A 14,725-nucleotide genomic window follows, 5' to 3' on the forward strand; every position below is an offset into this window, starting at 1 on the left:
AACATGGCGGAACCATATGGAAGCCGCGGGAGTTATAGTGCCACCTGCGGCCCTTAAACTGGCCGGCCGGACCAATGAAAATGGAGGAAGAATATGACTTTCCGCTGGATTCCTGCTCTCGCAAGCAGCGCCGTACTGGGCCTGGGCGCCTGCACCAACCTGACCCCGGAACAGCGCACCGTTGCCGGAGTGGCAGGCGGCGCCGCAGCCGGCCTGATCGCGGCTGACGCGCTCAAGGCCGACGACGACTGGCGCCTGATCGCTGCCCTCGGCGGCGCAGCGGCAGGCACTATGGTTGCCCAGAACAACCAGACCAAGCAATGCGCCTATTCCCGCGGCGACGGCACCTATTACACTGCCCCGTGTTAAGTGAACCTGGTTAAGTGAACTTGATCTGGCGCCCTCCCCCGCCAGGGCGCCAGATCTCCGGACGCGGCCTGACGTCTGGCCGCGCATCCGGTTTCAGCGCAATTCCGCGCCGAGGTTCAGCCGTTTGACCGGATCGTCCGCCGAGGCGGTCTGCCCGGTGAACGGATAAGTCCCCGGCCCGCTGCACCCGATTATTGCCGAAAGAATTGCACAGATCGCCACTGTGCGCAGAATTCGCGTCCTCATGGCCTGTTCCCCTTTCCCGCACCGCCCTTGCGCTGCGTAGGATCACCATACCGTAACGCCTGCGTGAGCGTCTGTGATCCGGGCCACACATGCAGCTTCCGGAAGGTAAAAGCCAGAAAACGCGCGCTTTTGAAGGGTTTCCGCCCCTCCCGGCTTTGTACCGTTCAGGCCCGGACGCGGGCAGCTGCCGCGGCAAGCGGATCAGATTGCCGACCCCGCCGGGCAATCGGCTGCATCAAGCTCCAGCACCGGATCATCCGGCCCGCACTCCTCACCGCTGACGGGATAGGCGCCGGGCTCCGTACACGCTGCAAGCAGCAGCGGCAGATTTATCAGAGCAAGCAAAATGAGGCGAACGGGGGTCATATCAGGCTCCTGCGCTAAGGGTGGTGCGGGTCCAGAATGCCTGTTTCCGGCAACGCGGTCCTTGATGCGTGTTAATGTCCCGTCATGACTTCGCGCCCCCGCTGCCCGAGGCACCGCGGCGCTTGCGGCGTTCCAGAGCCAGCCTTGCGCGAGACCGCCGTCAGACACATTCGGCTCCCCTGCCAAAAAAAGCGCCCCGAACAAACGTTTGAGGCGCTTTTCAGCGTCCAAACGGAACGCTCTTACTTCAGGATCGAACGGCCCGCGTATTCGGCCACTTCGCCCAGCGCTTCCTCAATGCGGATCAGCTGGTTGTACTTCGCCAGCCGGTCCGAGCGCGCCAGCGAGCCGGTCTTGATCTGGCCGCAGTTGGTGGCCACAGCGAGGTCGGCAATGGTCGCATCCTCGGTCTCGCCGGAGCGGTGCGACATCACGTTGGTGTAGCGCGCGCGATGCGCCATATCGACGGCCTTCAGGGTCTCGGTCAGCGAGCCGATCTGGTTCACCTTCACCAGCATCGAGTTGGCGCAGCCGCGCTCAATGCCCTCGGCCAGACGCGCCGGGTTGGTCACGAACAGGTCGTCGCCGACCAGCTGCACCTTGCCGCCCAGTTCGTCGGTCAGGGCCTTCCAGCCGTCCCAGTCATCCTCGGACATGCCGTCTTCGATCGAGATGATCGGGTAGTCTTTCACCAGCGCCGCCAGATAGGCCACGTTCTCTTCCGACGACAGGGTCTTGCCCTCGCCGGACAGCACGTATTTGCCGTCCTTGTAATATTCGGTCGCCGCGCAATCCAGCGCCAGGTAGATTTCCTCGCCCGGCTTGTAACCGGCCTTCTCGATGGATTTCAGCACAAAATCCAGCGCTTCGCGGGTAGAGGCGATGTTCGGGGCAAAGCCGCCCTCGTCGCCGATCCCGGTCGACAGACCCGCCGCCGACAGCTCTTTCTTCAGGGTGTGAAACACTTCCGAGCCCATGCGCACCGCGTCGCGGATGTTCTCCGCCGCCACCGGCATGATCATGAATTCCTGGATGTCGATCGGGTTGTCGGCATGTTCGCCGCCGTTGATGATGTTCATCATCGGCACCGGCAGAACCCGCGCCGAGGTGCCGCCGATATAGCGGTAGAGCGGCTGGGTGGTGAAATCGGCCGCGGCCTTGGCCACCGCCATGGAAACACCCAGGATCGCATTGGCGCCCAGGCGGCCCTTGTTCTCGGTGCCGTCCAGCTCGATCATCGCCTGGTCAACGGCGACCTGCTCGGTGGCGTCAAAGCCGACCAGTTCCTCGGCAATCTCGCCGTTTACGGCGGCAACCGCTTCCAGCACGCCTTTGCCCATGTAGCGGGACTTGTCGCCGTCGCGCTTCTCCACCGCCTCATAGGCGCCGGTCGACGCGCCCGAGGGCACGGCAGCGCGGCCCATGGTGCCGTCTTCCAGGATCACGTCGACCTCAACCGTCGGGTTGCCCCGGCTGTCGAGGATCTCACGGGCGTGAATGTCGATAATGGTGCTCATCTGTCCATCCTTGTGTGGTGCCTGAAAGCGGCGCGTTTTGCTGCCAGCGTCATACCAGCCGCGGCGGAAATGTAAACCACGCTCGTTATCGCTAACACGCCTAAATCCGGCAGGTTAGGGCTAACAAACCGCTGTTTGCGCCAACAGGGCGGAGGATTTCTGCCAGCCGGGACGTCAGGCCGCAGCCGCTGCCGCACGGCGCGCCCGCCGTGCCAGCCGCTGCTCGCGCACAAAGGTGTAAAGCCCCGACCCGATAATCAGCGCAGCCCCCGCCAGGGTCAGCGCATCGGGCCGCTCGCCAAAGACCAGCACGCCCGCCAGGATCGAGAACAGCAGCCGGGTATAGCGGAACGGCGTCACCGCCGAGGCATCCCCCACCCGCGTCGCGGTCACGATGCCGTAATAGCCCATAACCCCGAACAGCACGCCGCCTGCCATCATCAGGTATTCGTTCTGCACCATCACCTGCACCTCGCCGGGCGTGAAGGCCAGCAGCAGCAGCCCCGCAGGGATCACCGCCAGAAACGCCTGAAAACTAACAACGGTGGAGGGCACCGCACTGTCCATCACCCGCGTCATCAGATCCCGCGTGGCAACCCCCAGCACCGCGATCACAACCAGCAGCGCCGCAGGCTCGAAACTGTCCAGCCCCGGCCGGATGATCAGCAAGACCCCGGCAAAGCCGACGCAGATCGCCAGCCAGCGCCGCCAGCCGACCTGCTCGCCCAGAAACAGCGCCGCCCCCATGGTGATCACCAGCGGCGTTGCCTGAAACACCGCCGCCACCACCGAAATATCCACCAGCGCCAGCGCCGAGGCAAAGCTCATCGCCGACACCGCCTCAGTCGATGCCCGCAGGACAGGCCGCAGCCGCCAGCAGCGCGGCGCAAACAGGCTATGCCCCTGCATCCGCGCCATCACCGCAAAGACCAGCCCGCTGCCAACCCCCAGGCAGATCAGGATCTGCCCGACCGGCAAGGTGCCCGACAGCTGCTTGATGAACATGTCCTCAAGCGTGAAGAAAGCCATTGAGGCAATGACCAGCAGAATGCCGTGCAGATTGTTCATGAAGGCGCGTCCTGTCTTGCGGACCGGCTGCGTGCCGGACCGTCCGGACAAAAAACATCAGCGCCCGCGCCCCGGCAACTCCGTTTCCGGCGCCGCTGCATGACAAGACGTTAGCAGACATATCACCTTTTGTGATACGACATGCATCGCAGGCCGCCAGCGCCGCCTCAATCCGTCTTGCGCGGCACCCCGTAAAGCTCCAGCTTGTGGCCGCGCAGCTCATAGCCCAGCTTGCGGGCGATCCGCTCCTGCAGCTCCTCGATCTCCGGATCGCAGAACTCGATCACCTCGCCGGTGTTCATGTCGATCAGGTGGTCGTGATGCTCGCGCTCGGCATCCTCATAGCGCGCGCGGCCATCGCCGAACTCCAGCCGCTCCAGAATGCCCGCCTCCTCAAACAGCTTCACCGTCCGGTACACGGTGGCGATCGAAATGCCGGCGTCCATCGCGCTGGCACGGGCGTACAGCTCCTCGACATCCGGGTGATCATCGCTGTCCTGCAGCACCTGGGCAATCACCCGGCGCTGGCCGGTCATGCGCAGGCCCTTGCGCTCGCAGCGGGCGATAATCGTCTTTGCCATTTGCGTCCTCGCGGTTTTCTGGGCTTCCTCTTTAACGGATGCAACCTGCGCCGAAAACCGGCTTTTCACACGCATCAACAGTTGACAAACCGCTTATCCACAGCCATTTGGCTCACAGGCATCCCTCCCTGCCGCGTGAGCAGAGACCAATACCGGCCGTACCGCATGTGCGTGACAGAACACCCGGGGTCTAGTGATATGCCGCCATTCCCAAAATCACGCGTGGGGATTGCAGAGGCCAGCGGCCTGGCATCCGGCCAGCGCGCGCCCGAGGTCCCTGCCCCGCAAGACACCGCTGTGCTGCAGCGGATCCGGCCCGTGCTGAGCGCAGGGCCGTGAAAGGACGATACGTGACTGAATTTTCGACCATGGGGCTTCCTGAAAAGCTCCTCGCCCGTCTCCAGGACATGGGCCTCAATGACCCCACCCCGATCCAGGCCCGCGCCATTCCGCATGCCTTGAACGGCAAGGACGTGCTGGGCCTGGCGCAGACCGGCACCGGCAAGACCGCCGCTTTTGGCGTGCCGCTGATCGCGCAGATGATGCAATACGGCCGTAAACCCGCCGCCAATACCGTGCGCGGCCTGGTGCTGGCCCCCACCCGCGAGCTGGCCAACCAGATCGCCGACACCCTGAAGGGCCTGACCGAAGGCACCCCGATGAAGGTCGGCCTGGTGGTTGGCGGCGTCTCCATCAACCCGCAGATCTCCCGCATTGCCAAGGGCACCGACATCCTGGTCGCCACCCCGGGCCGCCTGATCGACATCCTCGACCGCGGCGCGCTCGACCTTGGCTCCTGCGACTTCCTGGTGCTGGACGAGGCCGACCAGATGCTGGACCTCGGCTTCATCCACACCCTGCGCAAGATTGCGGCGCTGCTGCCCGCCGAACGCCAGACCATGCTGTTCTCGGCCACCATGCCCAAGCAGATGAACGAGATCGCCAACTCCTACCTGCAAAGCCCGGTCCGCATCGAAGTCTCGCCTCCGGGCAAGGCTGCCGACAAGGTCACCCAGTCGGTGCACTTCATCGCCAAGGCCGAAAAGCTGAGCCTGCTGAAGGAATTGCTGGCAGAGCACAAGCACGAGCGCGCGCTGGTGTTCGGGCGCACCAAACACGGCATGGAAAAGCTGATGAAGGTGCTGGACAAGGCAGGCTTTGCCGCCGCCGCGATCCACGGCAACAAAAGCCAGGGCCAGCGCGAACGCGCCCTCGCCGCATTCAAATCCGGCGACATCAAGGTGCTGGTTGCCACCGACGTGGCCGCCCGCGGCCTGGATATCCCGGACGTCAAGCACGTCTACAACTACGAGCTGCCGAACGTGCCCGACGCGTATGTGCACCGCATCGGCCGCACCGCGCGCGCGGGCAAGGATGGCGCCGCCATCGCCTTCTGCGCCCCGGATGAGATGGAAGAGCTGAAAGCGATCCAGAAGGTGATGAAAATCACCATTCCCGTCGCCTCCGGCCGCGCCTGGGAAGCGATGCCTGACCCGGCAGCGCCCGCCGGCAAACCGGGCGGACGTCCCGGTGGACGCCGCGGCGGCAGCAAGCCCGGCGGCCAGCGCCGCCGTGGCGGCGCCGGCAGCAGCAGCGGCCAGGGCAAACCGCAGGGCGGGGCCCCCGCAAACGCCCAGCGCCGCGGCCAGAAACAGCGCGCGCGCTGACCGATCCCCGTGCTGATCCGGGTCAAGGACGGCAAAGCCGCAGCGCGGCAGCGCTGTTCATCCTTGACGCGGATCAGCACATCACACACTTGAAATGGCGCTTAAGGGCAATCCTGCCCTTAAGCGCCTCTCAGCAGAAAACACTCGGCGCTGCGCAGCAGCGCCCGGCCCAAGGCCGCCAGGGGGTTTCAGGCGCAGCCTGAAACCCCTGCGGGCGCGGGAGACCTCCCCTTCCGAGACAATCAGCCAGTCTGACAGTCAGACCGCGCGCAAATCCGCCCAGACCGGCAAATGGTCGGAGGCGATATGCGCCGGCCGCGCGCCATGCACCCCATGCGCCACCGCCTCCAGCCGCCGGCAATGGGCGATCCGGTCCAGCGCCCCCAGCGGCCGCAGCGCCGGAAAGCTGGCTTTCGGCGGCAGAAAGGTCAGCGCCGGGGCGATATGCTCCAGCACCGGCGAGCGCGACCATTCGTTGAAATCCCCGGCCAGCACCACTGCGGCGTCATCCGCCTCCGCCGCCCGGGCCAGCGCATGCATCTGCCCGCGCCGGGCGCGCCCCGTCAGCCCCAGATGCGCACCGATCACCCGGACCAGCCCCGCCTCTGTTTCAAACAGCGCCCAGACCGCACCGCGCGGCTCCAGCCCCGGCAGCGCGATATGGCCCTCGGCCCGCAGCCGCACGCTGTCGCGGAACAGCACCGCATTGCCATGCCACCCCAGTGACCCCGCCCCGCCCAGATCCACCGCCTGCCAGCCGGTCTCCTCGACCAGGAAATGCGGCAGCGCTGCAGGCCGCGGCGGCAGCCGCTTGTCGGCCTCCTGCAGAACCGCCACATCGGCGCCCAGCCCGGACAGCACCTGCAAGGTGCGCTCCGGCCGCCGGCGCAAGTCCATACCGACACATTTCTGGATGTTGTAGGTGGCAATACGCAGGGTATCCGGCGGCGGTTTCTTCGGCATCTGCTCTCTCTCCGGGACTTTGCGAAAGTGTGGCGCACAATGCGGCCCAAGCACAACCGGCATCCGGCCGCAGGGGGGGAGCGCTGGGGGCTGTCTGCCCCCTCTTGAGCCTGCGGCTCAATTCACCCCCGAGGATATTTCCAGCCAGAAGAACAAGCGCTCAGGTGCCGCAGAAGGTCGCCTGCACCACTTCCTCGGGCAGCGGCGGGCGCTGCAGATCGGCGTGCTCCGGCTGGTCGTCGTAAGGGCGGGCCAGCACATCGTTCAGCCGGTGGAACAGGGTGTAATCCCCTGCCACCGCGGCTGCGATCATGTCCTCGATCCGATGGTTGCGCGGGATGAACGCCGGGTTGGCGCGGCGCATCACCGCTTGCGGGTCCGGCTCCCCCTCCAGCCGTGCCTTCCAATCCGGCTCCCAGGCCTCAAAAGCCGCCGGATCGGTGAACTGGTCCCGTGCCGTGCCATCCGCCAGAGCCCGGAAGGTATTGGTGAAATCGCTCTGATTCTCCGCCATCCGTCCCAAGAGGGAGGTCACCAGCTCCAGGTCGCCCTCCTGCGCCGAGGTGATCCCCAGCTTGGCGCGGAAGCGCCGCAGCCAGGCCGCCTCCGTCAGCGCAGGCATCGCATGAACGATCTCCGTCGCCGCCTCGACACCATCCTGCGGGTCGTCCAGCTGCTGGATCAGCGCGGTTGCCAGCTGCGCCAGGTTCCACACCGCAATCGAGGGCTGGTTGGCATAGGCATAGCGCCGCCCGCGGTCGATCGAGGAGAACACCGTGTGCGGATGGTAGACATCCATGAAGGCGCACGGCCCATAGTCGATGGTTTCCCCTGAGATCGAGAAGTTGTCGGTGTTCATCACCCCGTGGATGAAGCCCACCGCCATCCACGCCGCAATCAGCTCCGCCTGCGCATCGCGCACCGCGCTGAGCAGCCCCATCGGCCCCTCCGCCTCCGGGTAATGGCGGGCAATGGCATAGTCCGTCAGCCGCCGCAGGCTCGCCTTGTCGCCGCGGGCGGCGAACACCTGGAACGTCCCCACCCGCAGATGGCTTGCCGCGACCCGCGTCAGCACCGCACCGGGCAAGCCGCCCTCGCGCCAGACGGTCTCGCCGGTTTCCGCCGCCGCCAGTGCCCGGGTGGTCGGAATGCCAAGCGCGTGCATCGCCTCGCTCACCACATATTCCCGCAGGACCGGCCCCAGCCAGGCGCGCCCGTCGCCGCCCCGGGAATAGGGCGTCCGCCCCGACCCTTTCAGCTGGATGTCGCGGCGTTTGCCGTCGGTGCCGACGGTCTCGCCCAGCAGGATCGCGCGCCCGTCGCCAAGCTGCGGGTTGTACGTGCCGAACTGATGCCCGGAATAGAGCTGCGCCAGCGGATCGGCGCCGTCCGGCACCCGGTTGCCACCGAACACCTCCGCCATCTCCGCCGTGTCTCCGGGCGTGATCCCCAGGATGCGCGCCAGATCCTCGTTGAACGCCACCAGCCGGGGCGCCTTCACCGCCTGCGGCGGCAGTTTGGAGTGGAACTGCCCCGGCAGAGCGGCGTAGGTGTTGTCAAAAGGGATCCTGAGTGTCATGGCCCAAACATATGATCGGGATTGAGATTTACCAGCATGAAAGCGGAGAGAGCAGGCATGGACGCGGATCAGATCATCGAACACCTGGGCCTGCAGCAGCACCCGGAGGGCGGCTGGTACAGAGAGACCTGGCGGGCCGGGAACGAAGGACGCCCCGCAGGCACCTGTATTTACTTCCTTTTGAAGACCGGCGAGGCCAGCCACTGGCACCGCGTCGATGCGGCTGAGATCTGGCTCTACCACGCCGGCGCGCCGCTGGTGCTGTCGCTGGCGGCAACGGACGAAGGCCCGGCGCAGGACCACCTGCTGACCCCGGATCTGGCCAAGGGCGCACCGCAGCTGATCGTGCCGGAAGGCCACTGGCAGGCCGCCCGCAGCACCGGGGACTACACGCTGGTAAGCTGCACGGTGTCGCCGGGATTCCAGTTTGAAGGCTTCGAGCTCGCCGCTCCAGGCTTCGACATCCCGCGCGGCTGAGCGCAAATTTCTTCTAAAGAAATTTGGCAAGAATTTTCAGAAAATTCTTGCGCCCCGCCGCAGCGCTCACGCATCCGGCACGCTGACCACCCCGCCGCCGACACAGGCACTCACTCCTGTGGTGCCGGGTGCCGAAGTCGGCAGGCCGCGCGCCACCCGCACCGCCAGATGGGCAAAGGCCTGCGCCTCCAGCATGTCGCCGTCGAGCCTAGCATCCTCCACCGGCTTAACCGGGCAATCGAGCGACACCCGCAGCATCTCCATCAGCACCGGATTGCGGCGCCCGCCGCCGGTGACCAGCACGACCTCCGGCGATTCCGGGCAATGCTCCATGCCCTGTGTCACAGCGGCTGCGCACATGGCGACCAAGGTCGCCGCCGCATCCGCATCGCTCAGCTCCTTGACCAGCCCGACCATCTCGGCAAAATCGTTCCGGTCCAGCGACTTGGGCGGCATCCTTGCGAAATAGGGCTCAGCCAGAAACAGCTCCAGCGCGCCGGTTTCCACGGTGCCGGAGCGCGCCACCTTGCCGTCCGCGTCCCAGGGAATGCCCAAGCGCTCCTGCACCAGATCATTGACCGGCGCATTGGCCGGGCCGGTGTCAAACGCCAAGAGCGCGCCCGGTTCTTCGGGCCGGTCGAACCGCGGATCCACATAGGTCAGGTTGCCGACCCCGCCGAGGTTCAGGAAGCATAAGGGCCGTTCCGCACCGATGTATTTCGCGCAGGCAAAGTGAAAGAACGGCGCCAGCGGCGCGCCCTCGCCGCCCATCGCCACATCGTCGCTGCGGAAATCCCAGACCACCGGCTTGCCCAGATGTTCGGCCAGCGCCGCGCCGTCGCCCACCTGCAGGGTCCCCCGCAGCCGCGGCGCATGGGCCAGGGTCTGGCCGTGAAAGCCGACAATCTCCACGTCCGCGAACTCCGCCAGCGCCGCCGCATGGGCCGCATCGCAAACCTCGGCCGCGGCCTCCACCTCAGGACCGGTCCATTTGCCCAGCCCCGCGCGCAGGACGCTGCGCTCCTCTGCCGAATACTCCCGGTAACTGCTCTCGCCAAACCCGTGAATGCGCGCGCCGTCGGTGATCACCACCGCCGCATCCACCCCATCCAGCGAGGTGCCGCTCATCGCGCCAAGCGCCCTGACCGCGCCCGTTTTCCCAATGGCCTTGCTCATGGCCCCTGCCCCTTTCTAGGATCCGGGCCGTCCCGCCCGTTCGTGTCGCATACTACAGCGCATATTTTGCCGGGAAAACAGGTTCCAACCCACGTCAATGCGATTTATAGGGCATGGGGCAAAACCATAGACCGAGGCATGTTATGACCTACACACCGAAATCGGATTTCGTCGCAGTCATGATGGAACGCGGGTTCCTCGCGGACTGCACCGATTATCAGGGGCTGGACGAAGCCCTGCTGCAAGGTGTGCGCCCGGCCTATATCGGCTTTGACGCCACCGCGAAGTCGCTGCACGTCGGCTCGCTGATCCAGATCATGATGCTGCGCTGGTTCCAGAAGACCGGCCACCAGCCGATCACCCTGATGGGCGGCGGCACCACCAAGGTGGGCGACCCCTCCTTCCGCGCCGACGAGCGCCCGCTGCTGACCGAAGCCCAGATCGACGACAATATCGCGGGCATCAAGAAGGTATTCTCTGCCTACATCGACTATGACACCGACGCGCCGAACAAGGCGCTGATGCTGAACAACGCCGAATGGCTGGACGGCCTGAACTACCTGGAATTCCTGCGCGACATCGGCCGCCATTTCTCGGTGAACCGGATGCTGTCGTTCGAAAGCGTGAAATCGCGTCTCGACCGCGAGCAGTCGCTCAGCTTCCTCGAATTCAACTACATGATCCTTCAGGCCTACGACTTCATGGAGCTGAACCGCCGCTACGGCTGCATCCTGCAGATGGGCGGCTCGGACCAGTGGGGCAATATCGTCAACGGCATCGACCTGACCCGCCGGGTGATCGACCATGAGGTCTATGGCCTCACCTCGCCGCTCTTGACCACCTCGGACGGCAAGAAGATGGGCAAGACCGCCGAAGGCGCGATCTGGCTCAATGCGGAGATGCGGTCGCCTTATGAGTTCTGGCAGTTCTGGCGCAACACCACCGATGCAGACGTGGGCCGGTTCCTGAAGCTCTATACTGAGCTGCCGGTGGCGGAATGCGAGCGTCTGGGCGCGCTGGCAGGATCGGAGATCAACGCCGCCAAGGTGATCCTCGCCAATGAGGTGACCACCCTGTGCCACGGCGCCGAAGCGGCGGCGGCGGCAGAGGCCACCGCGCGCGAGGTGTTCGAGAAGGGCGGTGTCGGCGATGACCTGCCCACCCTGACCCTGTCGCCCGCCGATCTGGGCGACGGCATTTCGATCGTGCAGCTGATCGTGAAATCCGGCCTCGCCAAATCCGGCAAGGATGCCAAACGCCTGATTGCGGAGCATGGCGCCAAGATCGACGACCAGCCGCTGACCGACGCAGGCCTGATGATCGACGCGGGCGCGCTGGCCTCGCCGATCAAGCTGAGCGCGGGCAAAAAACGCCACGCCCTGGTGCGGCTGGACGGCTGAACCATTCGGCATGAAACGGGAGAAAGGGAGCCTTCGCGCTCCCTTTTTTCTTGGCCGCAGGATCTCCCGCCCATTCCAGCTGCATCAAAGATGGAGCTTCATGGTTGGGCATGGCGCCGCGCTGCCGCGCGGCGCGGCGGCGTTTCCCTGGCTGCGGTCCGCAACAGGCCAGCACCGAGGCCAGCACCGGGTCAAGGGCCGCGCCAGCGGCCGTGCGCAGCACGGTTTACCCTTGAGGCGGAGCTGGCCGGAATAGACTGGAACTGGCGTTTAAGGGCAGATTTGACCTTAAGCGCCTCTCAGCAATCTATTTGCTGCGCAGCAGCGCGCCGCGCAGCGGCGCCATGCCCAAGACCGCACAAAGGCGCAGTGGCACAGCCAATGCACCTGCGGGCGCGGGAGCCCGGCCGGCCGCCTCAGAACACCACCGCCTCCACCACCGTCAGCACCAGAAACACCGGCACCGACAGGCCGATCGCAATCAGCAGCGCCGCTGCCTTGGTCATCCGCGGGGCCGCCGCCGTCTGCCCCATGATCTGTGTTGCCTTTTTCATGCGTTCATTAACCCTGATTTAGGTTTCCAGCGCGTTAATGGGGCCATGTTCGACAGCGCCCCCGATCCCGACTTGCCCGCCGCGGCAACCGCCCGCCCGCAGCTCCGCGCCCTCCAGCAATCGCCGGAGTTTGCCCGCGCGCTGATGGCCTGCGGCCAGGAGCCGCTGGTGCTGGACGGCACGCTGGTGCTGCAGCGCCGCCTGCCCGGCGGGCTGCGGCTGGCGATGGTGAACCGGGCGGACCTCGGCAACCCCGCCCCGCTGATGGCCGCGCTGCGCGGCCAAGGCCTGGGCCGCACCCCGCTGATCCTGTCGCCAGAGGCCCCGGCGCCGCATCTCGCCCGCCTCGGCGCGGTGCCGCTGGCCACGCCAGCCCATGCTGCGCTTTGGGATCTGACCGGCGATCCGGACCAGCGCCGCGCCGCCCTGCATCAGAAATGGCGCAACCGGCTGAAACACGGCGAGGCGCAGGCCCTCCGCCTCACCCGCCAGAACCTGCCGCACGACGTGCGCCACTGGCTGTTTCAGGCCGACGCGCAACAGCAAACGATGCGCGGTTACCGCAGCTGGCCCATTGGCCTCACCCTCGCCTATGCGCGCGAAAATAAGGGGCAGGCGAAACTCTTTCAGGCCTTTGAGGGCAAGGACCCCGCCGCCGCCATCCTGATCCTCACCCACGGCAGCACCGCCACCTACCACATCGCCCACACCACCCGGCGCGGCAAACAGCTCAGCGCCCATACGCTCCTGCTGTGGGAGGCCGCCAGCTGGCTTGCCTCAAAAGGCATCTGCCGCCTGGATCTGGGCCTCATCAATACCGAGGACGCCCCCGGCCTGGCCCGGTTCAAGCTCGGCACCGGCGCCAGACTGCACCGGCTGGGCGGCACCTGGGGCCTCTGGCCGCCGCTCGGCCGCCTGCTGCGCCCGCTGGCACGGCTCGACCGGCGCCTGATGGCAGGCTGACATCCGCACTGCCGCTGCCGCGACGCCCCGTCCCGCTGGACAGGCCGGGGGCAAACCCATTATATGAACGCATGTTCAGATAACCGGGAGGAGCCCCGCTCATGAAACTTGCAGATACCGCAGCCGTGATCACCGGCGGCGCATCCGGCCTGGGTGAGGCCACCGCGCGCTATTTCGCCGAACAAGGCGCCCAGGTCACCATCCTCGACCGCGATGCGGAGCGCGGCCCCCAGGTGGCAGAAGAAATCGGCGGGCATTTCGCCCAGACCGATGTGACCAGCGAAGAGTCGGTCTCTGCCGCCATCGCCCATGCGGCGGAAAAGATGGGCAAGATCACCGCTTGCGTGAACTGCGCGGGCATCGCCATCGGCGCCAAGACCGTGGGCAAGGAGGGCGCGCACCCGCTCGATGCCTACAAGCGCACCATCGACATCAACCTGGTCGGCACCTTCAACGTCGCCCGCCTCGCCGCCGTGGAAATCGCCAAGAACACGCCCGATGATGACAACGCCCGCGGCGTGATCATCAACACCGCCTCCATCGCGGCCTTTGACGGGCAAAAGGGCCAGGCCGCCTATGCCGCCTCCAAAGGCGGGGTTGCCGGCATGTGCCTGCCGATGGCGCGCGATCTGGCGTCTTCCGGCATCCGGGTGATGACCATCGCGCCGGGCATCTTCATGACCCCGATGCTGGCGGGCCTGCCGGAAGAAGTGCAGCAGCAGCTGGCGGCAGACGTCCCCAACCCCGCCCGCCTGGGCGATCCGCGCGAATACGGCCGCCTCGCAGGTTTCATCGTCGAAATGGGCTACCTCAACGGCGAGGTGATCCGCATCGACGGCGCTCTGCGCATGCGCTGACGCCCCGCCGCTGGTTGCGGGTCAAGGGCGGCACAGCCGCCGTGCGCAGCACGGTTCACCCTTGACGCGCAAGCAGCGGATCACACACTCGAAAACGCGTCTTCAGGGCAAACCTGCCCCTGAAGCGCTTCTCAGCCAATCCCCTTCACACCGCGCCAGCGGTGCGCGGCCCAAGGCCGCACAAAGGCGCCTTGGCGCAGCCAAGGCACCTGCGGGCGCGGGAGCTCCCCGGGCAATTGACAATCCCTGCCGCCCACCCTTCACTCGCGGCAAGGAGGCCCCCCATGACCAAGTCAGAACGGCAGAAAATGCAGGCGGGTGAGTGGTACTGTTGCCGGGACAGCGAACTGTCAGCGTTGCGCCATCAGGCCCGGGTAGCGGTGCACCAGCACAATGGGGCGCCCCCTGATCCTGCGGAACAGCTCAGCCCAGCCTTGGCCAAACCCTTTGCCGCCCAAGGCGAAAACTGCCTGATCGAGGCGCCCTTCCACTGCGCCTACGGCATCCACATCACCCTTGGAAACGACGTCTACATGAACGCGGGCTGCACCACCCTGGACACCGCGCCCGTGACCATCGGCGACCGCACCATGCTGGGGCCGAACGTGCAGATCTACTGCGCCCAGCACCACACAGACAGAGGCTTACGGGCGAAGGGCCTCGAAATCGCATGCCCAGTCACCCTCGGCGCAGACGTCTGGATCGGCGGCGGCGCAATCATCCTGCCCGGCGTCACCATAGGCGACGGCGCCATCGTCGGCGCAGGCGCTGTGGTGACCAAACACGTCGCCGCGGGCCAGACCGTCACCGGCAATCCGGCCCGCCCCCGGCACCCGTAATCAAACGGTAAACCCAGCGCCCGCCGCCCTTACCCTAAATTCACATTTCTTGATGAATTCCAAAGTTTTACGGCAGCAACTTTGACCAAATGTTTCGCGCGCG

15 protein-coding genes are annotated in these 14,725 nt (G+C 66.0%); 7 read left to right on the forward strand and 8 right to left on the reverse strand.

The annotated features are described in order from the left end of the window. Positions 1 to 93 precede the first annotated feature (93 nt). Entirely contained in the window at positions 94 to 369 is a 276-nt protein-coding gene (locus B2P87_RS15855; protein WP_058288076.1) for a glycine zipper 2TM domain-containing protein, read from the forward strand. A 447-nt stretch (positions 370 to 816) separates the two neighbouring features. On the opposite strand, the gene B2P87_RS15860 is transcribed toward B2P87_RS15855, so the two are convergent. From B2P87_RS15860 to B2P87_RS15875, 4 genes are all read right to left on the reverse strand, one after another. Beyond that, on the reverse strand, positions 817 to 981 hold the full coding sequence (locus tag B2P87_RS15860) for a hypothetical protein (RefSeq protein ID WP_167510246.1): 165 nt from the start codon (positions 979 to 981) through the stop codon (positions 817 to 819). Between the two features lie 242 nt (positions 982 to 1,223). Then, a complete protein-coding gene (eno, locus tag B2P87_RS15865) occupies positions 1,224 to 2,498 on the reverse strand; it encodes a phosphopyruvate hydratase (protein WP_008555765.1) in 1,275 nt (424 codons plus the stop codon). A 174-nt stretch (positions 2,499 to 2,672) separates the two neighbouring features. Beyond that, positions 2,673 to 3,566, reverse strand: coding sequence for a DMT family transporter (locus tag B2P87_RS15870; protein ID WP_141890128.1), 894 nt, complete (start codon positions 3,564 to 3,566; stop codon positions 2,673 to 2,675). A gap of 167 nt (positions 3,567 to 3,733) precedes the next feature. Next, positions 3,734 to 4,147 (reverse strand): Fur family transcriptional regulator, encoded by a 414-nt coding sequence (locus B2P87_RS15875; RefSeq protein WP_058288073.1) that lies wholly within the window; start codon positions 4,145 to 4,147, stop codon positions 3,734 to 3,736. Between the two features lie 350 nt (positions 4,148 to 4,497). On the opposite strand from B2P87_RS15875, the gene B2P87_RS15880 reads away from it, so the two are divergent. Further along, positions 4,498 to 5,814, forward strand: a complete 1,317-nt coding sequence (locus tag B2P87_RS15880; RefSeq protein ID WP_244940794.1) for a DEAD/DEAH box helicase — start codon at positions 4,498 to 4,500, stop codon at positions 5,812 to 5,814. A 258-nt stretch (positions 5,815 to 6,072) separates the two neighbouring features. On the opposite strand, the gene B2P87_RS15885 is transcribed toward B2P87_RS15880, so the two are convergent. After that, positions 6,073 to 6,777 (reverse strand): endonuclease/exonuclease/phosphatase family protein, encoded by a 705-nt coding sequence (locus B2P87_RS15885; RefSeq protein WP_141890127.1) that lies wholly within the window; start codon positions 6,775 to 6,777, stop codon positions 6,073 to 6,075. 160 nt (positions 6,778 to 6,937) lie between these two features. Beyond that, positions 6,938 to 8,356, reverse strand: coding sequence for a protein adenylyltransferase SelO (locus B2P87_RS15890; protein ID WP_141890126.1), 1,419 nt, complete (start codon positions 8,354 to 8,356; stop codon positions 6,938 to 6,940). A gap of 57 nt (positions 8,357 to 8,413) precedes the next feature. On the opposite strand from B2P87_RS15890, the gene B2P87_RS15895 reads away from it, so the two are divergent. Next, positions 8,414 to 8,833 carry a cupin domain-containing protein gene (locus tag B2P87_RS15895; RefSeq protein WP_141890125.1) on the forward strand — a complete coding sequence of 140 codons (420 nt, stop codon included), beginning with the start codon at positions 8,414 to 8,416 and terminating at the stop codon, positions 8,831 to 8,833. Positions 8,834 to 8,899: 66 nt separating this feature from the next. On the opposite strand, the gene B2P87_RS15900 is transcribed toward B2P87_RS15895, so the two are convergent. Then, complete coding sequence (locus B2P87_RS15900) at positions 8,900 to 10,009, reverse strand: anhydro-N-acetylmuramic acid kinase (RefSeq protein WP_141890124.1); 1,110 nt, start codon at positions 10,007 to 10,009, stop codon at positions 8,900 to 8,902. A 143-nt stretch (positions 10,010 to 10,152) separates the two neighbouring features. On the opposite strand from B2P87_RS15900, the gene tyrS reads away from it, so the two are divergent. Further along, positions 10,153 to 11,409 (forward strand): tyrosine--tRNA ligase, encoded by a 1,257-nt coding sequence (gene tyrS, locus B2P87_RS15905; protein ID WP_141890123.1) that lies wholly within the window; start codon positions 10,153 to 10,155, stop codon positions 11,407 to 11,409. Positions 11,410 to 11,825: 416 nt separating this feature from the next. Here tyrS and B2P87_RS15910 read toward each other — a convergent pair whose 3' ends face one another. Continuing rightward, on the reverse strand, positions 11,826 to 11,963 hold the full coding sequence (locus tag B2P87_RS15910; protein ID WP_167510245.1) for a hypothetical protein: 138 nt from the start codon (positions 11,961 to 11,963) through the stop codon (positions 11,826 to 11,828). A 45-nt stretch (positions 11,964 to 12,008) separates the two neighbouring features. Between B2P87_RS15910 and B2P87_RS15915 the strand changes: the two genes are divergently transcribed. The 3 genes from B2P87_RS15915 (at position 12,009) to B2P87_RS15925 (ending at position 14,622) form a co-directional block, all read left to right on the forward strand. Further along, complete coding sequence (locus B2P87_RS15915) at positions 12,009 to 12,926, forward strand: GNAT family N-acetyltransferase (protein WP_141890122.1); 918 nt, start codon at positions 12,009 to 12,011, stop codon at positions 12,924 to 12,926. A 101-nt stretch (positions 12,927 to 13,027) separates the two neighbouring features. Further along, positions 13,028 to 13,783, forward strand: coding sequence for an SDR family NAD(P)-dependent oxidoreductase (locus tag B2P87_RS15920; protein WP_141890121.1), 756 nt, complete (start codon positions 13,028 to 13,030; stop codon positions 13,781 to 13,783). A 284-nt stretch (positions 13,784 to 14,067) separates the two neighbouring features. After that, positions 14,068 to 14,622: a sugar O-acetyltransferase gene (locus B2P87_RS15925; protein WP_141890120.1), complete on the forward strand. Its 555-nt coding sequence runs from the start codon at positions 14,068 to 14,070 to the stop codon at positions 14,620 to 14,622. Positions 14,623 to 14,725 lie beyond the last annotated feature (103 nt).

Source organism: Leisingera sp. UBA4491 (assembly GCF_002388965.1).
Lineage (GTDB): Bacteria > Pseudomonadota > Alphaproteobacteria > Rhodobacterales > Rhodobacteraceae > Leisingera > Leisingera aquaemixtae.